Origin of the sequence: Pseudomonas sp. o96-267 (assembly GCF_003935465.1) — a bacterium.
Lineage (GTDB): Bacteria > Pseudomonadota > Gammaproteobacteria > Pseudomonadales > Pseudomonadaceae > Aquipseudomonas > Aquipseudomonas sediminis.
The window spans coordinates 72620-91286 of record NZ_RHQP01000020.1 but is presented as its reverse complement, the minus strand read 5'-3'; the positions used below and the strand labels follow the sequence as shown (position 1 = coordinate 91286).

The following is an 18667-nucleotide window of genomic DNA, read 5'->3' as shown; positions in this document are numbered from 1 at the left end:
GGGGCTTCCTTCATAGAGCCTTGACCCGTAACTCCTTCGGCATCGAAAACGTGATGTTCTCCGGCCGCCCCTCCAACTCCCCCGGCCCCCCCCCCCCCCCCCCCCCGGGGGGGGGGGGCGCCCCCCCCCCCCCCCCCCCCCCACAACAATCGCCAGCAAGCTGGCTCCTACGGATCGCGAACTAGGCCCGCGCGGCACTCGCCGGGCTGAGCATCTCGATCTCGCGAATGTCGAAATCACGCCTCAGGTATTCCATGCGCTTGTCGTGAAACGCGCGCATGTGTGGCAACGCCGTGTGCTCGGCCAGCGCCTCCCGCGATGCCCACACCTCGTAGAAGATGAACAGGGTCGGGTCATGCGCATCGCGCAGCATGTGGTATTCGATGCAGCCAGGCTCGGCGCGACTGGGTTCGACATAGGCGCGAAACAGTTGCTCGAAGGCCTCGGCCTGTTCGGGTTGGGTGTGCGCGTGAAGGATAAAACCGTACATGTATGCAGGCGCCTCGATTGGGGAGATGCCTCACCTTAACGCAGCATTCAGCGAGCCTTTCATGATTTTCAGTCAACAATAATTTGACCGTTTCGGGGTGTTTCGCACGCGCAGGGCCAGCTAACCTGCCGCCACATTTTTGGAGAACCCCCATGAAAAAGATCCTCCTGCTCAACGGCGGCAAAGCGTTCGCCCATTCCCACGGCCAGTACAACACTACTCTGCATGACGCAGCAGTGGCCTTCCTCGACCGCGCCGGTTTCGACGTCAAGACCACCTTTATCGACGGCGGCTACGACGTCGAAGAAGAAGTGCAGAAATTCCTCTGGGCCGATGTGGTGATCTACCAGATGCCCGGCTGGTGGATGGGCGCGCCCTGGACAGTGAAGAAGTACCTCGACGAGGTATTCACCGCCGGTCACGGCAGCCTCTATGCCAGCGACGGCCGTACCCGCTCCGACGCCTCGCAGAAGTACGGCAGCGGCGGGCTCATCCAGGGCAAGCAGTACATGCTATCGCTGACCTGGAACGCCCCAGTGCAGGCCTTCGAGGACCCGACCGATTTCTTCGAAGGCAAAGGCGTGGACGCGGTGTACTTCCCCTTCCACAAGGCCAACGAATTCCTCGGCATGACTGGCCTGCCCACCTTCATCTGCAATGACGTGATGAAAGTGCCGAGCATCGAGCAGGACGTGGCGCGCTACGAGCAGCACCTCGCCCAGGTGTTCGGCATCGCCTGACGCAGGCGTTCGCTCATTGCCCGCCGAACAGCGCCGTCCAGTAGATGCCGGCATCGCTCTGCGGGTCGTTGGCGTAGGCTGCGCCTAGCTCGCTGAACTCCGGGTTCATTATGTTGGCGCAATGCCCGGAGCTGGCGAGCCAGCCCTCGACCACCTTGGCGGTGGTATCCAGCGCTGCGGCGATGTTCTCGCCGACCTTGGTACCGCTGTAACCCGCCAGCTCAGCGCGGTCACCCGGCGTAAGGCCGTCGCGCCCCTGATGAGCGAAGAAATTGCCATTAGCCATAGCCCGGCTATGGCTCTCGGCGGCGCTACCCAGTTCGGCGCTCCATACCAGCGGCGTAGTAGCGGCAAAGGCCTGGTCGCCGCACTGGCGCGCCTCGGCGCGGGCGGAGTTGATCAGCAGGAGCAGACTTTCCCCCTCGGTCTGCCAGGTTTGCAGCCGCCCACTGAGCAGCGGCCGGGCCAGCACGATGCGCCAGTCACGATCCTGCTGACTGACGCCGATATCGATGAACTGAGGGTCGAGCATCACGCGGCAGAAGCTCTCGCTCAATGCCTGCATGGCAGCCTGCGCATTGCGCGGGCCGGAGAGGGTGATGGCCTGTACGTTGACCAGTGGGTAGCCGGCCGCGCTCAGCGCATCCTGCAGGTCCGCAGTGCCGTTGGCAGGCAGGATCAGGCGTGGATCGTTGGTCAACGGCGGTAATGGCTCGGAGGCCTGCACGCCGCAGCGTTGCACCTCGCTGCGATAGGTGTTGATCGTCTCGATCAGCTCAAGGTCCTCAGCCGCCTGAACCGTGCCCGCAATCCCCATCAACAGCAGCGCCAGCAGGCAGCCCTGCCTTCCCCATTTGCTCATTGTTGTTGTCATACAGCCTTCTCCCAACTAACGTCGTGATTCTGACGCAATTCCCGGCGCAGGGTCTTGGCCGGTTTCCTGATCCCATCGAACGCCCGCGTACATTGGCATCGCGGCCGAACGGCAGGCTTCCTGCATGACGCCATCTATCGTCATCACACAACTTATGCACTCGCCTCTCCCGCCTGAGAACACTAATGCCCGGTTACTTCGCCAAGAACGAACAACATCGCCGCCTGGTCCTCAAAGCCTTGCTATGGATCACCTTGAGCGGCGGTTTGTTCTTCTCGGTCGTCAATCTGTTGCACGACAACTGGCTGCTGGCCGGCCTGGAGATCGGCTATGCCGCGGTGTCGCTGTATCTGCTGACCATCATCGATAAAACACGCAACCTGCAGCTATTGACCGCAATTTACCTGCTGCCGTTCTTCAGCATCATGATTGTGGCGCTGGCTCAGACCACCACTACCTTCGCGGTGTTCGCCTGGATCCAGACAATTCCGATCATCTGCTATCTATTACTGGGGTTGCGCCTGGGGATGTACGGCTCGATCGTGTTCGTCGGTGTCGGCCTGTTCGTCTTCAGTCAGCGGTTTTCGTCCGATGAATTGCTGCAAAACGTCGAGATCATCGCCAATCTCGGCCTTGCCAGTCTGGCGGTGATGATTTTCGCGCACATCTACGAGCGCAGCCGCCTGCTCAATGAGCAGCGCCTGACCGAGCAGGCGACCACCGATTCTCTGACCGGCCTGCCAAACCGCCTGAAGCTGGCCGAGGTATTCGAGCGTGAGCGTGCCCATGCGTTGCGCAACGGCACGCCGCTTTCGCTGGTATTCGTCGATATCGACCACTTCAAGCAGATCAACGACCGCTTTGGCCACGAGGTCGGTGACCGTGCCCTGGTTCACTTCGCCAAGGTGCTGGCGCAGCGTTTACGGGTCAATGATCTGTTCTGCCGCCTGGGCGGTGAGGAATTTGCGGTGCTGCTGCCAGGCAGCAAAGCAGCGCAAGCTCGGGAAATCGCCGAAAACCTGCGCGAACGCCTGGTTGCGCAATCGCTGACTGTGGATGAAACCACGCTGCACATGACGTTGAGCGCTGGCGTGGCCTGTTTCGGGGTAGATGGGCAATCACTGGACGAGCTGATGCTGGCGGCAGACAGGCGCACCTACGCGGCCAAGCGCGCCGGGCGTAACCGGGTGATCACCCGAGAGGACGTAGAACCCATTCTGGGCTGAACGGCTGCGGATCAGACGTAGATGCTGACTCCGCCCTTTTCCTGCAGCCACTGGCGGTAGGTTTCCAGCGAGTCGGTCTGCTGGTCGCCGTTGTAACCGGCGATGCGCACGCTGCCATCCATGCCGGCATCCACCATCTTCTGCACCTGCGCCAGCAGCTTGGCGGCATCGTCGCGATCGAGCTGCGTCACATCCGGCAATTGAATCACCGAAGGCCTAGTCGGCTGACTGTCGCCACTGCGCTGCACGGTATTGCTGGGCTGCGCCGCGCCACCATTCATCGCGCGTAGTAGTCCACCCTCACTGCGCGCCACCACCTGTTTGGCAAAACGCCGCAAGTCGGCAACTGGATCCTGACTGGCCTGACCGTTGGCTTCGCCGCTGGTCGCAGTCGAGCGATTGTTGAGCTGGCTACCGTAGTAGCTGAGCATGGCAGGCGTGCTGTTGTTGATACTGGTCATGAGGCCTCCGCGAAATCCGTTCGCCTGATGCATAGCAGATTCCGGGCCAGCCGCTGCAGACCAGTAAATACGCGGCTTTCATACGACGTCGCGGCATGGACTTGCCACCCCGAGGCAAGGGTTTGCCAATAGCGGTCAACCCAATAGATCGACCATTACCGCGTTGCTGTAGATCAGGCAGCCATCTTCGGCGCTGTAGCCGACCAGATGAAACTGGCCACGCCCCTCTTCGCCGCCAATGTAGACGCGCCATTTGCATTCACTCAGTGGGCCGAAGCCCTCCGGCATGACCAGCTCCAACGTCTGCATGTCTGCGTCGATCATCGCGTCCCGGACGCCGCTGCGCTGCAATTGCTCCTCAGCCTGCTCCAGGCGCAAGTGCTCCGCCTCGCTGACATAGAACTGCAGAGTGCCGATAGGGATGGATTTGCTGTCATTGTCGGCCTTGCGCCAACCGTCGATGCTCAGGGTGTTCATCCGCAAGTCTCCTCAGTGAAGCCTGAGTTCAGGGCAAATGCCCACTTACAGAAGATGGGACAAGCCAGACGCCGAAACGGCTCCTGACAGATGGACGAACGGCCGACCGTTTGCTTGTCGAGGCGATTGCGCTAGGCTCTGCACCTTCATTGATAGGAGGTACTCCCATGGCCCGCGCCACTGCCCGCCACATCCTGGTTGCCAGCGAAGACAAGTGCAACGAACTGAAAGCCGCCATCGAGGGCGGTGCCGATTTCGCCCAACTGGCCCGCGACAACTCCTCCTGCCCGTCCGGCCGTAGCGGCGGTGATCTGGGTTCCTTCGGCCCGGGCCAGATGGTCAAGGAATTCGACACCGTGGTGTTCAGCGCACCGGTCGGCGTGGTGCAAGGCCCGGTCAAGACTCAGTTCGGTTATCACCTGCTGGAAGTCACCAGCCGTCAGGACTGATTCTCTCGCAATGGAAAAGCCACCCGCCGGTGGTTTTTCCGTTGCCCACGCTGTTCAGTCCCACGGCAGGGCTCTGGCTTTATGAAACGCGGTACCCGCCTCACCTTCATCCTGCTGGTGTTCATATGCCTGTCGCTGGCATTGCTGACGGCCTGGCAGATCTGGTTTTCCCGCGAGCGTGCCCTGCATGAGCTGAACGTGGCCAATCTCAACCTGGCGCGTGCCCTGGACAATTACAGCGAAGGGGTGATTCGCCAATCCGAGCTGATATTGGTGGAGCTGGCAGAACGCCTGGAGCAGGAAGGCAAGGGTCGGGCACATCTTGATCGCCTGCAGCAGGTCGTGCAGGAACAGAGCCGGGTGTTCAAGCTGGCCAGCACTATCATCATCTACAACGCCAAGGGTGACCGCCTGCTGGTATCGCGGGGCGATATCAATGCGCGCCCGAACGCCGCCGATCGTGCGTTCTTCATCCATCATCGCGACAATCCCTCGCCCGAGACGTTCATCGGCCCGACCATCAAGAGCCGCCTGGCGCACGGGTGGATATTCACCGTCAGCCGGCGCCTGAACGATACCGACGGCAATTTCTCCGGCGTGGTGGCCATCACGTTGAGCGTGGAGCATTTCCTCCACCTGTTCGGCAGCCTCGATCTGGGCCAGCAAGGCACGATGAGCCTCTCAACCAGCGATGGCACCCTGCTGGTTCGCCAACCTTTCCGTGAACAGGATGTGGGCCTGGATTGGTCGAGCTCGCCGATCTTTCAGACATTACGCGCACAGCAACAGGCCACGACCACACAGGTCTCCCGCATCGATGGCATCGAGCGCCTGTGCGCGTTCCGTCATAACAGCAACCTCCCCCTGATCACCGTGGTCGCGCTGGGCCGCGATGAGGCGCTAACGGCCTGGCGCCGTGATGCACGACTGTTCGCCACGGTGGTTCTGATTCTGCTGCTCGCCGTCGCCATCATCGGCCAGCGGCTACTTGTCGACATGCACCGTCGCTCGCGCGCCGAGCGCCAACTGCTCAGCGCCCGGGAAGAACTGCTCGACGCCAATGCCCGCCTGGAAATACTGGCTTCGCAGGACGCCCTGACGGGCCTGGCCAACCGTCGCAGCTTCGACCAGGCGCTGGAAGTGGAAATTCGCCGTGCACAGCGCCAGGGTTCAGACCTTACCCTGATGCTGCTCGATATCGACATGTTCAAGCGCTACAACGATCACTACGGCCACCTGGCGGGTGATGAATGCCTGCGCAGCGTCGCCGACCTGCTCCAGCGCTGCATGCGTCGCCCCGGCGACCTGGCGGCACGCTACGGCGGCGAAGAGCTGGCCGTGATTCTGCCGAACACCAGTAGCGAGGGCGCCGAAACCATCGCTCTCGCGTTCATGGCAAACCTGCAGCACAGCGCACTGCCGCATGAGAACAGTCCATTCCAGAGAATTACGGTGAGCATCGGCCTGGCCAGCCTGAGCCCCGGCCACCAGGACAGCGCCACAAGCGCCCTGAGCCTGATCGACGCAGCGGACCAGGCGCTGTATCGGGCCAAGGCCAATGGTCGCAACCGCCTGGAAAGTGCAGCACGCCAGGATGCAGCGGACAGGTGACAAGTCGGCCGGAGCGATTCAGCATCCCTGCTACTGTCAGCCATAAATGAGCAGTCACGATGAGCAACGACACCTCGCACCCGCTGCAAAAACTCGCCCAGAATCTGCTTGGCAAAGCGATCCACGAACTCGAGCCGGAAGAAAGCCATGTGCTCGAACAGATTCGCCAGCGTCGCCCCATCAGCCGCGATGCTGCCGACGCGTCGGATGAACAATCATCTTTCGGCGAGAGGCTTTCCGATCGGGTCGCATCGGTCGGCGGCTCATGGACCTTCATCATCTGTTTTTCGCTGACCATGCTCGGCTGGATGCTGCTCAACACCGACGTGCTGTCGCACTTTGGCATGGCCTTCGACCCCTACCCTTACATTTTCCTCAACCTGATGCTGTCGACCCTGGCGGCGATCCAGGCGCCGATCATCATGATGAGCCAGAACCGCCAGGCGGCGAAGGATCGCCTGGCCGCGAGCCTGGACTTCGAAGTGAACCTGCGCGCCGAGTTGGAAATCATGCGCCTGCACGAGAAGATCGACCAACGCATCCAGCAGCGTCTGGACCAGATTCTCGAGCGCCTGCCGGAAAAACGCCCGCAAGACTGAGCCGACGCGGGCCGCGTTTGCACCGTAGGGCGCGCCGTGCGCACCAGAGTTCAGGCATTCAGGCCAGGCGCGCAGCGCACTCTACGGCAGCGTCGGCTCGCGCTGCCGCCAGCTATCTAGCAAGCGTCCGCCCCACACGTTGATCAGCAGCCCGGCCCTCACCAGCGCCGCACCGACCATCTGCAATCCGCCGCGACGTTCGCCCAGCAGCAGCGCCGAGGAGCTGATACCCACCACCGGCACCAACAGCGAAAACGGCGCCACCTGGCTGGCCGGGTAAAGCGACAGCAGACGACTCCAGCGCCCGTAACCGAGAATGGTGGCACCGAATGCCAGGTAAGCCAGTACCAGCAGCGAGTCCAGGCTGAGACTACGCAGCGACTGGCTGATCAGTTCCGGGCCTTCCAGCCACAGCGATAACGCCAGAAACGGCAGCGGCGGGATCAGGCTGCCCCAGACCACCAGGCCGACCAGATTGACCTTGCCCAGCTTGCGTGTGACCACGTTGCCCAGCGCCCACATCGAGGCAGCGGCGATGGTCAGGGCAAAGCCGGCCAGGGTCATCGCCTGCCCGCCCTGCAGACCGATCAACACCAGACCGCTGGCCGCCACCAGCAGGCCGAACAGGTTGCTGCCGCGCAGCCGCTCACCGAGAAATAGCGCGGCGAAAAACAGGGTGAAGAACGCCTGCGACTGCAGCACCAGCGACGCCAGGCCGGCCGGCATGCCGACGTACATGGCATAGAAGAGAAAGGCGAACTGCCCCAGGGAAATGGTCATGCCATAGGCCAGCATCCAGCGCAGCGGCACCTGCGGCCGACGCACGAAGAGAATCGCCGGAAACGCCGCGAGCATGAAACGCAGGGCGCCCATCAGCATCGGCGGCATGCCGTGCAGGCCGACCTTGATGACCACGAAGTTCAGCCCCCAGACGACGATCACCAGCAGCGCCAGCAGCAGATCCTTGGGCGTCATGAGCACAAACCTCAAGTTGAGTGAGCCGGCATTAGAACAGCCTCACCCCGCAGCAGACAGACACAGAGGCCGAGGAAAAAAGCCACACAGCCACTGCCGGCTGCTAACCTGCGCGCTTATGTAGTGGTACGCCAAACCCATGACTCTGCAAGATTTCCTTCTGTTCGCCTTGCCTGCAGTGTTTCTCACCGGGCTGTCCAAGGGTGGCTTCGGTGGCGCTCTGGGCGGCATCGCCGTGCCGTTGCTGGCACTGGCCACGTCGCCGAAACAGGCGGTGGCGGTGATGTTGCCAATTCTCTGCCTGGCCGATGTGGTGGGCCTCAAGGCCTACTGGGGCAAGTGGGATACGGCCAACCTCAAGGTCATGCTGCCGGGCGCGTTCATCGGCATCGCCATCGGCTCGATGACTTTCGGTTTGTTCGACGAACGCGCCATCGGCCTGCTGATCGGCGCCATCGCCATTATCTTCGTCGGGCTCGGCCTGGTAGTTGGCAACCAGGCACCCCGCCCGCTGCATAAAGGACGCGGCACACTGCTGTCGAGCCTGGCCGGCTTCACCAGTTTCGTCGCCCACGCCGGTGGCCCGCCGGTGATGATGCACCTGCTGCCGCAGCAACTGGACAAGGTGCGTTTCGTCGCCACCATCAACCTGTTCTTCCTGCTGACCAACGCAGCGAAGCTGTTTCCCTACGCCGCGCTGGGTCAGTTCACCCAGGAAAACCTGCTGCTCAGTCTGATGCTCGCGCCCATCGTGCCACTAGGCGTTTGGAGCGGCCTGTGGCTGCAATCGCGGGTCAACCACCTGTGGTTCTACCGCATCGCCCGGTTGGGCATTCTGCTGGCTGGCCTACAACTGATCTGGCGTTACCTCTGACACCGGCTAAGGCTGCAACCCCAGCAGCTCGCGCAACTCACGAGCGGTAGGCATGCGCGCCGACACGCCGCTGTTGAAATCGAAGGACTTGGCGCTGGCCAGCGGCCCGACTATCACTGGGTCAAAGCCTGCATCGGTCACCAGACGTGCCGCCACTTCCAGCGCCGCCTCGTCATCCGCGGCCAGCGGGATGGCCAGTTTCTCGCCGTCGCGATGTGCCTGGCTGCGCAGGTTGTAGGCGGCGATGGCATTGAACGCGCGCACCAGGCGCACGCCCGGCAGAAACTGCTGCGAAGCCAACCCGGCGCCCATTTCGACCGCTTCTTCAGCCATCGCCCCGTCGCGCCCAGGGCGCGGATTACCGGCGTCCAGCACCACCTTGCCGGCAAGCTCAGTGGCGTAGTCACGGCCAACCTGCGGCGTCGCGCCGTAGGGCACCGCCAGCAGAATCACCTCACCGAAGGCCGCGGCCTCGCGAGGCGTGCCCACACTTGCGCGCTCCCCCAGCTCATCGGCCAGTGCTTGCAGGCGTTCAGGATTGCGCGAGGAAATCATCACCTCGTGCCCAGCCTCAACCCACAGCCGCGCCAGCGCGCTGCCGATATTGCCGGTGCCGATGATACCGATGCGCAAGGCATCCGCCTGCGCCGGGGCGCCGCCCATCAGCACAAGCAGGCCGAGCGCAGCGGCGAAACGGTGAAGTAAACAGGGCATGGCGAGCTCCTCGAGCGAGTGACGACGAAGAGCAAGCATAGAAAAACCAGGCCCCCTGACGGCCAACGATTCGCAACAGGGTGTTGCCCGCCAGCTATGCTTGAAAGGCGATACCGCAATGCAGTCGGCTGCAGGAGCCGAGGAGGTGGCAGTGACCCGAACGCGTCCCCCCAGTCAATGACCTGCTTCCCGGAGACACGACCATGAGCAAAAGCATGGATTCACATAAAGAAGGCAAGAAGAAGCCGCTGAAAACGGCGCACGAGAAGCGTATGGCCAAGCGCGAGAAGAAACATGGCCAAACCCTGCTCGGCAGCCACTCGCCGAACGCCTGAGCCCCTACTTGCCGGCGCAGCTCGCTGCGTCGGCAAGCCCCAGCGTAAAAACACCATCCGGGAAATTGCGCGTGCCGCCAGCGCCGCAAGGCACTAGAATCCGCAGCCTAAGTGATCGTCCGGCCGCTCCTGCGCGCTGCGACGCCGTCTCACCTATCGGCCAGGAGACCCCAGATGGGCGCCCAGTGGAAAGCCAAACCCAAAGAAGCAGCCGCCAATGCCCGAGGCAAGATCTTCGGCAAGCTGGTGAAGGAAATCATGCTCGCCGCGCGTAACGGTGCCGACCCGGACATGAACCCCAAGCTGCGCCTGGCCGTGCACCAGGCCAAGAAAGCCTCGATGCCCAAGGACACCCTGGAGCGTGCCATCAAGAAAGGTGCGGGCCTGTCCGGTGAAGTGATCAACTACGAGCGCACCCAGTACGAGGGCTTCGCTCCGCATCAGGTGCCGGTGATCGTCGAGTGCCTGACCGACAACGTCAACCGCACCGTCGCCGAGATCCGCGTGCTGTTCCGCAAGGGTCAACTCGGTGCATCCGGCTCGGTCAGCTGGGACTTCGACCACGTTGGCCTGATCGAAGCCACTACCGAAGAAGGCGCTGACCCGGAGCTGGCGGCCATCGAAGCCGGCGCCCAGGACTTCGTGCCCGATGACGAGGGCTCGACCCTGTTCATCACCGATCCGACCGACCTCGACGCCGTGTGCAAGGCCCTGCCGGAACAGGGTTTCACCGTCAACTCGGCCAAGCTCGGCTACCGCCCGAAAAACCCGGTAAGCAGCCTGACGCCGGAGCAGATGGAAGAAGTCGAAGCCTTCCTCGAGGCCATCGACGGCCATGACGACGTGCAGAACGTTTACGTCGGCCTCGCTGGCTGATGTTAGCTGGGCGCCCGGATCGGGCGCCCAACGCTGCTCCCATGCCAACCACCCTGCAAATTGCCGCCGCCTGCCTGTTCGACGAACGAGGTCGCCTGCTGCTCGTGCGCAAGCGCAACACCCGATTCTTCATGCTTCCTGGCGGTAAACGCGAGCCGGGCGAAGATGCGCTGTCTGCGCTTCAGCGTGAGCTGCTCGAAGAGTTGGAGCTGCAACTGCAGGCCGGCGCACTGCAACCACTCGGCCAGTTTCAGGCGCCCGCCGCCAACGAGGCCGATACCTGGGTGCAGGCAGACATCTTTCACGCCGCCCTGCCCCACGCCGTACAACCGGCTGCCGAGCTGGAGGAACTGCGCTGGCTCGATACTTCCCTCCCCGTTCCTGACGACCTGGCGCCACTGCTGCGCGATCAGGTGCTGCCGGCCCTGAAACGGCTGCCGTCTGTGTAAGAGCGTCGCTCACGGCATCAAAACCGCTCCCGGCAGTTTCTTGATCCACGACAACGCGGGTGACAGCACCAGCGATTAGGCTGCGCCGATAAACAAAACCATTCGCCTTGCCTGCAAACCCCACAGGAAACGAGGTTTGCCATGAGTATCACGTCCGCCCAAATCTGCGAGGCCGCCGACCAGCTGCAGGGTTTCGTCGGCTTCAACGCCAAGACCGAGCAGTACCTGCTGCGATTCTCCGAAGACAGCTTCGGCCTCGACGTACCGGCCGAAACCATCACGCCTACCTGCGAATACGTCTGGCACGCTGACGAGGGCGAACTGATGCGCCTGGATCGCCAACGTTTGGCCTGGCTGCAGGAGCAACGCATCGATGATCGAGTGAATCTCGGTGAGCCGCTACGCGTCTACCTGCGCCGCAGCGACTTACCGGAAATACGCGCCGAGCGGCGGCGCTTGATGCGGTCTGAAACAAGAGTGCGCTAGCTCAGGAGCGCCCTGGAAAGTGAATGGCTGGAGCGATGTACCCTACGAATCTTCTAGCTCCTCCAGCCTCCTCTGCAGAAACTGCCGATCCGGACCCTGTTGCGCCAGCGCCAGGGCCTGACGGTAGGCTGCAATCGCCTGCTCTCGGCGGCCCAGCCTGCGCAGCAGATCGGCCCGCGCCGCATGGGCCAGGTGGTAACCGTCCAGCTCGCCCATGGCCAGCAGACGGTCGATCTGCTGCAGCCCGGTTTCAAGCCCATCACGCATGGCCAGCGCCACGGCGCGGTTGAGTTCGATCACCGGCGACGGATTCAGGCGCAGCAGCTCGTCGTACAGGCCGACGATTTGCACCCAATCGGTGTCTTCCAGACTGGCCGCCTCGGCATGCACCGCGGCAATCGCCGCCTGCAGGCTGTAAGGGCCGAAACGCCGTGAATGCAGGGCCTGCAGGACCAGGGCCTCGCCTTCGGCGATCAGTTCGCGGTCCCACACACTGCGATCCTGCGCTTCCAGCAAGATCACCTCGCCATCGACCCCGCTGCGTGCCGCGCGACGCGATTCATGCAGCAGCATCAGTGCCAGCAGCCCCTGCACCTCCGGCTCGGGCAGCAACTCCTGCAGCAAACGGCCCAGGCGAATCGCCTCGTCAGACAGCTGGCTGCGGGTCAGTGAATCGCCGGAGCTGGCAAAGTAGCCTTCGTTGAACACCAGATAGATCACCCGCAACACCGCCTCCAGGCGCTCGGGCAGTTCGCTACGCCCCGGCACCTCGTAAGGGATGCGCGCGTCGCGAATCTTCGCCTTGGCCCTGACGATGCGCTGCGCCAGGGTCGAAGGACTGGAGAGGAAGGCGCGAGCGATCTCCTCGGTGGTCAGGTCGCACACCTCGCGCAGGGTCAACGCCACCTGGGCATCGCTGGCCAGCGCCGGGTGGCAGCAGGTGAAGATCAGGCGCAGGCGGTCGTCTTCAAGCAGCTCGCTCTCCTCGGCGACGCTCTCATCTGGCAGCTCGGCCTGTTCGTCCAGCGGCTGAACGCGGCGCTGCCGACGCAGGTTGTCGATGGCCTTGAAGCGCCCGGCAGAGACCAGCCAGGCGCGCGGATTGTCCGGAACACCACCCTGCGGCCACTGCTCGACCGCACTGCGAAAGGCCTCATGCAGCGCCTCTTCGGCCAGGTCAAAATCGCCGAGCAGACGAATCAGGGTGGCGAGCACCCGACGCGACTCCTCGCGGTACAGCCGCGCGATCAGATCGGTGACAGGTGGCGATATCGACATGCGCTTCTCCTCGACGAATGCCTACGTTGCCCAATACTGCTCGTGACGTCGAGGGGCGGCACGATCCGCCACTCGATTTGGCACCCCTCGCATTGGCAGCCGCACGTCCGCTGGGCATAGTCGCGCCAGTCCAATAACGAAGGGAGTCTTGCTATGCGTTGGTTGCTGCTCGGCCTGGCGGGTGCTGCTGTATTTCTTTATGGCCGGATCACCGGCGATGCTCAGCTCAGCCTGCTGACCAAGGGCATCCCGGTGATCGCCCTGCTGCTCTGGCTGCGCCAGGCACCGGCTGGCACCTACCGCCGCTGGATCTGCATCGGCCTGGTATTTTCCCTGGCCGGCGACATCCTTCTGGACTGGCCCGGCGACCTCTTCGTGTTCGGCCTCGGCGCCTTCCTGATCGGCCACCTGGCCTATCTGCGCGCCTACGTCTCCGATAGCCGGCTGCCGGCCCTACCCGCCTTGCTGCTGGCGCTGATCGCCGGTGGCGCGATGTTCGCCATACTGGCCAGCAGCGGTCTGGGCGAGCTGCTGATTCCGGTGGCCTGCTATGCCACCGCGATTTGCCTGATGCTCTGGCGCGCCCTGGCCCGCATCGGCCACCCGGACCTACAGCCGCGCTCCACCTGGCTCGCCGCAGTTGGTGCGGCGCTCTTCGTGCTGTCCGACAGCCTGATCGGTATCGACCGCTTCGTCACCAGCTTCGACGCGGCACCCTACGCCATCATCCTTACCTACTGGCTTGGCCAGTGGGGCATCGCCGCCTCAGCCTTTCAGCGCGTCAAGGCCTGATACCTTCGGACGAGCAGTAGGGAAAGCCCTGACTATTGCCCGCACTTGGCCAGGCTTTGTACGAAAAGTGCCTGCGCTCGGTGGTGCTTCGTTAAAAACTGGTTCAGCAAGCCCCTTACGGCTAACGCGCTTCAGCGCGGCCCGGAGGGCGAGCGCAGCGAGTCATGCTCATTTACAACTCGTAAACTCCGCTTCCTCACCCGTTTTTGCCTCGCCTGACCATCGCTCGACGACTTTTCGTACAAAGCCTAAAATGCCGGCCTTTTCCGCTACCCGTTGCGACCGCCGTGAGCCAAGAACCTGATCGTCTATTCGCCCAGCCTCTGCCCGAGGTGCCCGACTTCGTCTTCAACGAGGACGTGGTGCGGGTCTTCCCCGACATGATCAAGCGTTCGGTCCCCGGCTACCCGACTATCGTCGAGAACATCGGCGTGCTTGCCGGCCAGTTCGCCCGGCCGCAGACCACCCTGTACGACCTCGGTGCCTCGCTCGGCGCAGTCACCCAGGCCCTGCGCCGCCACGTGCGCGTCGATGGCTGTAAGGTGATCGCCGTGGATAACTCACCGGCCATGGTCGCGCGCTGCAGCGAGTACCTGCATGCCCAGGACGCCATGTTCCAGGAGCTGCTGCCGGTAGAGGTGATCGAGGCCGACATTCTCGCCCTCGATCTGCAACCCACCTCACTGGTCACGCTCAACTTCACCCTGCAATTCATCCCGCCGGAGCGGCGCCTGGAACTGCTCACGCGCATTCGCCAGGCCCTGCTGCCCGGTGGCGCGCTGATCCTCTCGGAGAAACTGCGCTTCGAAGACGCCGCCGAGCATGAGCTGCTCACCGAACTGCATGTCGCCTTCAAGCGCGCCAACGGCTACAGCGAACTGGAAATCGCGCAGAAGCGCAGCGCCATCGAAAAAGTGATGCTGCCCGACAGCCTCCAGCAGCACCGCGAGCGCCTGCTGGCTGCCGGTTTCAGCAAGGTGGTGCCCTGGTTCCAGTGCCTTAACTTCGCCTCGCTGGTGGCCCTGCCATGATGCGCGACCTGGATCTCGACGCGCTGCAGGCGCAACTGGCCGGCACCCCGCTGCTGGACTGGGCTTGTGAGCTGCCCGGGCAACTCGATGCCAAGCTGGCCATCGGTCACGGTGACCTGCCGCGCTGGTATGGCGCCGTGCAGGCACTGCCGGATCTGCCGGTAAGCGAGGTGGAGCTGGCGCAGCGCTTCGCCTTTGGCGGCGCTAGTGACGAGGCAACCCGTGCACAATTGAAGACCGCCCTGCAGGGCTTGATTCCCTGGCGCAAGGGGCCATTCGAATTGTTCGGTGTGCATATCGACACCGAATGGCGCTCGGACTGGAAATGGCAGCGTGTCGCCCCGCACCTGGACCTGGCCGGCAAACGCATCCTCGATGTCGGTTGCGGCAACGGCTACTACATGTGGCGCATGCTCGGTGCAGGCGCAAACAGCGTGGTCGGCATCGACCCCAACTGGCTGTTCCTCTGCCAGTTCCTGGCGATGAAGCGCTACCTACCGGATCAACCAGTGTGGCACCTACCATTGGCCTTCGAGGAGCTGCCAGCCAAGCTGCAAGGCTTCGACACCGTGTTCTCCATGGGTGTGCTGTACCACCGTCGCTCGCCCATCGATCACCTGCTCGATCTGAAGGATGCCTTGGTCAAGGGTGGCGAACTGGTGCTGGAAACCTTGGTAGTCGAGGGCGACAGCGAGCAGGTGCTGGTACCGGAAGACCGCTACGCACAGATGCGCAACGTCTGGTTCCTGCCCTCGGTGCCGGCGCTGGAGCGCTGGCTGCGCCGTGCCGGTTTCGAGGACGTACGCTGCGTCGACGTCAGCACCACCTCGGTGGAAGAACAACGTGCCACCGAGTGGATGCGCTTCCAGTCGCTACCTGAATTCCTCGACCCTGCCGACCACACCCGTACCGTCGAAGGCCTGCCGGCACCGACCCGCGCCGTGCTGGTCGCGCGCAAGCCCTAAGAACAGCGACTCTGGCAGGGCGGGAGCACCCCGCCAGACTGCGATTGGCGATTGCACCCGCCCTACGGCCGTAGCCAACGCGCCCGCCGCTGTGCGATCAGCCGCAGCGGTTCACCGGCGCCCTGCTCTACCACACCACGGGCACCGCCCAGGCGGATCCTTCCCTCGATGTCCTGCGCCAGCAGACGACGCATGCGGCGGCGCCAGAACCAGGCGCCAACCCAGTCGACGATGGCGTTCTGCAGATCCAGCGGCCACATGGCCGGCATGTAGAACTCGGGCATGGCCGGACGCGACTTGTCGTACTTGCTCGAACTGTTCATGGCATTTCCTCCGTTTCGCTGCCGGCCTGTGCCGGGCTTGCGATCAGAATGAAACGCGCCTATCGTTCAAACAAACGACAAATACCAAACACCTAATTAAGTAATATTTAACGATCATGAACATGACAGCCACCACCGCCCTGCCGCTTCTGGAAAGCGATGTGCTGCGCACCTTCGTCGCCATCGCCGACAGCGGCAGTTTCACCCGCACGGCAGCGCAAGTGTTTCGCAGCACTGCAGCCGTCAGCCTGCAGATCAAGCGTCTGGAGGAAACACTGGGCCAACGCCTGTTCTCCCGCGAGGCCAGGCGCGTGCAACTGACAGCCGAAGGCGAGCTGCTGCTGGGCTACGCCAGACGCTTGCTCAAGCTCAACGAAGAAGCGGTGGCACGCTTTCTCACCCCGACGCTGACCGGCCGCGTGCGCTTCGGTACGCCGAACGATATCGGCGACCGTGTGCTGCCCGGCGTACTCATGCTGTTCGCCCGCAGCCATCCGGGTGTGGAGGTCGAGGTCAACGTGGGGCGCAGCGTGGATCTGGTGGCCAAGCTGGATGCTGGCGAGCTGGATCTGACCCTGATCAACGCCGGCAACGACGGCCTGGATGATTCGCGCGGCGAAGTGATCTATTCCGAAGAACTGGTCTGGGCTGGACGCGACGGCGGCCTGGCCATGCAGCGCTCGCCCCTGCCACTGGCGCTGGCCAACCCGGGCTGCGCCTGGCGCCGTACCGCCCTCGATGCGCTGGACCGGCAAGGGCTGGCGTACCGTATCGCCTATTCCTGTGAGCAGTGCGCCGGCCAGGAAGCGGCAATGACCGCCGACCTCGCCATCGCGCCCTTCCCGCGCAGCCTGGTCAGACCACCCCTGCGCCGGCTCGGTGCGGAACAGGGCTTGCCTGCCCTTGGCGAGTACCACATCAAACTGATTCTCGGCCACCAACGCAATGACGCTGTCGAGGTACTCGCCAGGCAGATGGTTCAGGCTTTCGCACAGGGCTGACTGGGGCGCGCTTACTTAGAGATTCAGACGATCGCAAAGAGCTGTGTAGGGTGCGCTGTGCGAACCGGGCATATCGCGGCGCCTGCCGGTGCGCACAGCGCACCCTACGATCAGCCACCCGAACGACAGTCGAACGCCAAACTCTCCAGCAATCGACTATGCTCAGCCGCGGTAGGCAGCGGCGACGATCAGCGCCCTCATCTCGGCGACGGCCTGCTTGAAACCGACGAACAAAGCATGGGCGACGATGGCGTGGCCGATGTTCAGTTCGTTGATGCCGGGAATCGCGGCGACAGCCTCGGCATTGTGGTAGTGCAAACCGTGACCGGCGTTGACGATCAGCCCGTGGTTCAGGCCGCAGATAACGCCATCGCGAATGCGTGAAAGCTCATGCGCAGCTTCTTCCGCGGTGTGCGCATCAGCATAGCGACCGGTATGCAGTTCGATGGCCGGCGCGCCGACGCGCATGGCCGCTTCGATCTGCCGCTCTTCGGCGTCGATGAACAACGACACCTCGCAACCGGCCAGCGTCAGACGCTCCACCGCCGCGGCGATACGCGCCTCCTGCCCGGCCACGTCCAGACCGCCTTCGGTGGTCAGTTCCTGGCGGGTTTCCGGTACCAGGCAGACATGCGCCGGACGGATCTGCTCGGCGAAACCAAGCATGAAATCGGTGACGCCCATCTCGAAGTTCATCCGCGTCTGCAGCACGTCGGCCAGCACACGCACGTCGCGATCCTGAATGTGCCGGCGGTCTTCACGCAGGTGCACGGTAATGCCATCGGCGCCGGCTTCTTCGGCGTCCAGCGCGGCCTTGACCGGGTCCGGGTAGCGCGTGCCACGAGCCTGGCGCAGGGTGGCGACGTGGTCGATGTTCACGCCGAGCAGAATACGATTGGCCTCAGTCACGCTTGGACTCCTTGAGCGTCATGAAAAGTTCGCGGCTGACCAGGGGCCTGCCGCCGAGGTGAGGTGCCAGCGCCTGACGCATCAGGCGCTTGGCGGCAGCCAGCGCGCCTGGGGTCTGCCAGTCGGCTTCGGCCATGGCCAACAGTTCGCGGCCCTGGAATACACCGGGTTGCAGTTGTACCACCGGCACCAGGCCTATGTCCTGCTGCCAACGGTAAAGTGCAGTCGGATCGATGGGTTGGTCGTGCTGATCACGATCCAGGGCGAAACCATAGCCCAGCTCGTCCAGTAGACGCCATTCGAACGCGCGCAGCAGCGGCTCCAGCGCCCGACCGGCAGCCAGTGCCTGCAGGGTGAGTCCATAGTGTTCGAGCATCACGGGGTGCGGGTCTTCGGCCGGCAGCAGGCGGATCAGCAGTTCGTTGAGATAGAGCCCAGAGAACAGCGCCTCGCCGGTTAGCAACAGAGGAATGCCGGCGCTTTCCAGGCGGCCGACGGTCTTCAGCTCGCCCCGCCCACGCAGCTCCAGTTCCAGCGGAGCAAAAGGCCGGGCAATGCTGCCGACCTTGCCACGAGCGGCGCGTAGCACGGCACGCACGCGCCCCTGGGCGGTAAAGAAGTCCACCAGGGCGCTGCTTTCCTTGTACGGACGGCTATGCAGAACGTAGGCGGCAGAAGTCATATGAGTAACCGCCAGAATGCGCCATGAGCAACAACGAGGATGCGCATGGC

23 protein-coding genes and 1 pseudogene are annotated in these 18667 nt (G+C 63.3%); 13 read left to right on the top strand and 11 right to left on the bottom strand.

Features of this window, described 5'->3' with window-relative positions; genetic code table 11:
* Nucleotides 1-10: 10 nt before the first annotated feature.
* Both EGJ86_RS25355 and EGJ86_RS15140 read right to left on the bottom strand, forming a co-directional pair.
* A pseudogene (locus EGJ86_RS25355) lies at nucleotides 11-82 on the bottom strand (hypothetical protein); the annotation flags it as partial.
* Between the two features lie 99 nt (nucleotides 83-181).
* Nucleotides 182-490: a putative quinol monooxygenase gene (locus tag EGJ86_RS15140; protein WP_125835687.1), complete on the bottom strand. Its 309-nt coding sequence runs from the start codon at nucleotides 488-490 to the stop codon at nucleotides 182-184.
* A gap of 152 nt (nucleotides 491-642) precedes the next feature.
* On the opposite strand from EGJ86_RS15140, the gene EGJ86_RS15135 reads away from it, so the two are divergent.
* Nucleotides 643-1230: an NAD(P)H-dependent oxidoreductase gene (locus tag EGJ86_RS15135; protein ID WP_125835686.1), complete on the top strand. Its 588-nt coding sequence runs from the start codon at nucleotides 643-645 to the stop codon at nucleotides 1228-1230.
* Nucleotides 1231-1243: 13 nt separating this feature from the next.
* On the opposite strand, the gene EGJ86_RS15130 is transcribed toward EGJ86_RS15135, so the two are convergent.
* Nucleotides 1244-2104 carry a CAP domain-containing protein gene (locus tag EGJ86_RS15130; protein ID WP_125835685.1) on the bottom strand — a complete coding sequence of 287 codons (861 nt, stop codon included), beginning with the start codon at nucleotides 2102-2104 and terminating at the stop codon, nucleotides 1244-1246.
* A gap of 185 nt (nucleotides 2105-2289) precedes the next feature.
* Between EGJ86_RS15130 and EGJ86_RS15125 the strand changes: the two genes are divergently transcribed.
* Nucleotides 2290-3330: a GGDEF domain-containing protein gene (locus EGJ86_RS15125; protein ID WP_125835684.1), complete on the top strand. Its 1041-nt coding sequence runs from the start codon at nucleotides 2290-2292 to the stop codon at nucleotides 3328-3330.
* Nucleotides 3331-3341: 11 nt separating this feature from the next.
* On the opposite strand, the gene EGJ86_RS15120 is transcribed toward EGJ86_RS15125, so the two are convergent.
* The gene (locus tag EGJ86_RS15120) at nucleotides 3342-3791 is read right to left on the bottom strand and encodes a hypothetical protein (RefSeq protein WP_125835683.1); all 450 of its coding nucleotides are present in this window, start codon (nucleotides 3789-3791) and stop codon (nucleotides 3342-3344) included.
* Between the two features lie 135 nt (nucleotides 3792-3926).
* On the bottom strand, nucleotides 3927-4268 hold the full coding sequence (locus EGJ86_RS15115) for a hypothetical protein (RefSeq protein ID WP_106735483.1): 342 nt from the start codon (nucleotides 4266-4268) through the stop codon (nucleotides 3927-3929).
* 167 nt (nucleotides 4269-4435) lie between these two features.
* On the opposite strand from EGJ86_RS15115, the gene EGJ86_RS15110 reads away from it, so the two are divergent.
* From EGJ86_RS15110 to EGJ86_RS15100, 3 genes are all read left to right on the top strand, one after another.
* Nucleotides 4436-4717: a peptidylprolyl isomerase gene (locus EGJ86_RS15110; protein ID WP_024309017.1), complete on the top strand. Its 282-nt coding sequence runs from the start codon at nucleotides 4436-4438 to the stop codon at nucleotides 4715-4717.
* A gap of 81 nt (nucleotides 4718-4798) precedes the next feature.
* Complete coding sequence (locus EGJ86_RS15105; protein WP_125835682.1) at nucleotides 4799-6328, top strand: sensor domain-containing diguanylate cyclase; 1530 nt, start codon at nucleotides 4799-4801, stop codon at nucleotides 6326-6328.
* A gap of 59 nt (nucleotides 6329-6387) precedes the next feature.
* Entirely contained in the window at nucleotides 6388-6927 is a 540-nt protein-coding gene (locus tag EGJ86_RS15100; protein ID WP_125835681.1) for a DUF1003 domain-containing protein, read from the top strand.
* Nucleotides 6928-7008: 81 nt separating this feature from the next.
* Here the strand turns inward: EGJ86_RS15100 and EGJ86_RS15095 are convergent, their stop codons facing one another.
* On the bottom strand, nucleotides 7009-7902 hold the full coding sequence (locus EGJ86_RS15095; protein WP_125835680.1) for an EamA family transporter: 894 nt from the start codon (nucleotides 7900-7902) through the stop codon (nucleotides 7009-7011).
* A 139-nt stretch (nucleotides 7903-8041) separates the two neighbouring features.
* Here EGJ86_RS15095 and EGJ86_RS15090 point away from each other — a divergent pair, with 139 nt between their 5' ends.
* Nucleotides 8042-8776, top strand: a complete 735-nt coding sequence (locus EGJ86_RS15090; RefSeq protein WP_125835679.1) for a sulfite exporter TauE/SafE family protein — start codon at nucleotides 8042-8044, stop codon at nucleotides 8774-8776.
* 6 nt (nucleotides 8777-8782) lie between these two features.
* Here EGJ86_RS15090 and EGJ86_RS15085 read toward each other — a convergent pair whose 3' ends face one another.
* A complete protein-coding gene (locus EGJ86_RS15085; RefSeq protein ID WP_125835678.1) occupies nucleotides 8783-9490 on the bottom strand; it encodes an NADPH-dependent F420 reductase in 708 nt (235 codons plus the stop codon).
* A gap of 509 nt (nucleotides 9491-9999) precedes the next feature.
* On the opposite strand from EGJ86_RS15085, the gene EGJ86_RS15080 reads away from it, so the two are divergent.
* From EGJ86_RS15080 to EGJ86_RS15070, 3 genes are all read left to right on the top strand, one after another.
* Nucleotides 10000-10701: a YebC/PmpR family DNA-binding transcriptional regulator gene (locus EGJ86_RS15080; protein WP_074856324.1), complete on the top strand. Its 702-nt coding sequence runs from the start codon at nucleotides 10000-10002 to the stop codon at nucleotides 10699-10701.
* Between the two features lie 41 nt (nucleotides 10702-10742).
* Nucleotides 10743-11150, top strand: a complete 408-nt coding sequence (locus EGJ86_RS15075; protein ID WP_125835677.1) for an NUDIX domain-containing protein — start codon at nucleotides 10743-10745, stop codon at nucleotides 11148-11150.
* 141 nt (nucleotides 11151-11291) lie between these two features.
* Nucleotides 11292-11636: a DUF2025 family protein gene (locus tag EGJ86_RS15070; RefSeq protein ID WP_125835676.1), complete on the top strand. Its 345-nt coding sequence runs from the start codon at nucleotides 11292-11294 to the stop codon at nucleotides 11634-11636.
* Between the two features lie 42 nt (nucleotides 11637-11678).
* Here EGJ86_RS15070 and EGJ86_RS15065 read toward each other — a convergent pair whose 3' ends face one another.
* The gene (locus tag EGJ86_RS15065) at nucleotides 11679-12914 is read right to left on the bottom strand and encodes an RNA polymerase sigma factor (protein ID WP_125835675.1); all 1236 of its coding nucleotides are present in this window, start codon (nucleotides 12912-12914) and stop codon (nucleotides 11679-11681) included.
* 153 nt (nucleotides 12915-13067) lie between these two features.
* On the opposite strand from EGJ86_RS15065, the gene EGJ86_RS15060 reads away from it, so the two are divergent.
* The 3 genes from EGJ86_RS15060 to cmoB all read left to right on the top strand — a co-directional run bounded on the left by EGJ86_RS15060 (nucleotide 13068) and on the right by cmoB (nucleotide 15702).
* Entirely contained in the window at nucleotides 13068-13706 is a 639-nt protein-coding gene (locus tag EGJ86_RS15060) for a lysoplasmalogenase (RefSeq protein ID WP_125835674.1), read from the top strand.
* Nucleotides 13707-13993: 287 nt separating this feature from the next.
* Nucleotides 13994-14737, top strand: coding sequence for a carboxy-S-adenosyl-L-methionine synthase CmoA (cmoA, locus tag EGJ86_RS15050; RefSeq protein WP_125835673.1), 744 nt, complete (start codon nucleotides 13994-13996; stop codon nucleotides 14735-14737).
* Entirely contained in the window at nucleotides 14734-15702 is a 969-nt protein-coding gene (gene cmoB, locus EGJ86_RS15045; protein ID WP_125835672.1) for a tRNA 5-methoxyuridine(34)/uridine 5-oxyacetic acid(34) synthase CmoB, read from the top strand. Before cmoA ends, cmoB begins: the two co-directional genes overlap by 4 nt.
* A 62-nt stretch (nucleotides 15703-15764) precedes the next feature.
* Here cmoB and EGJ86_RS15040 read toward each other — a convergent pair whose 3' ends face one another.
* The gene (locus EGJ86_RS15040; RefSeq protein ID WP_125835671.1) at nucleotides 15765-16025 is read right to left on the bottom strand and encodes a hypothetical protein; all 261 of its coding nucleotides are present in this window, start codon (nucleotides 16023-16025) and stop codon (nucleotides 15765-15767) included.
* Between the two features lie 116 nt (nucleotides 16026-16141).
* Here EGJ86_RS15040 and EGJ86_RS15035 point away from each other — a divergent pair, with 116 nt between their 5' ends.
* A complete protein-coding gene (locus tag EGJ86_RS15035) occupies nucleotides 16142-17026 on the top strand; it encodes a LysR substrate-binding domain-containing protein (protein WP_125835670.1) in 885 nt (294 codons plus the stop codon).
* Between the two features lie 162 nt (nucleotides 17027-17188).
* Here EGJ86_RS15035 and pdxJ read toward each other — a convergent pair whose 3' ends face one another.
* Nucleotides 17189-17935, bottom strand: coding sequence for a pyridoxine 5'-phosphate synthase (pdxJ, locus tag EGJ86_RS15030; protein ID WP_125835669.1), 747 nt, complete (start codon nucleotides 17933-17935; stop codon nucleotides 17189-17191).
* Nucleotides 17928-18617: a DNA repair protein RecO gene (gene recO / locus EGJ86_RS15025; protein ID WP_125835668.1), complete on the bottom strand. Its 690-nt coding sequence runs from the start codon at nucleotides 18615-18617 to the stop codon at nucleotides 17928-17930. The genes pdxJ and recO overlap by 8 nt, the downstream gene beginning before the upstream one ends.
* Nucleotides 18618-18667: the final 50 nt, after the last annotated feature.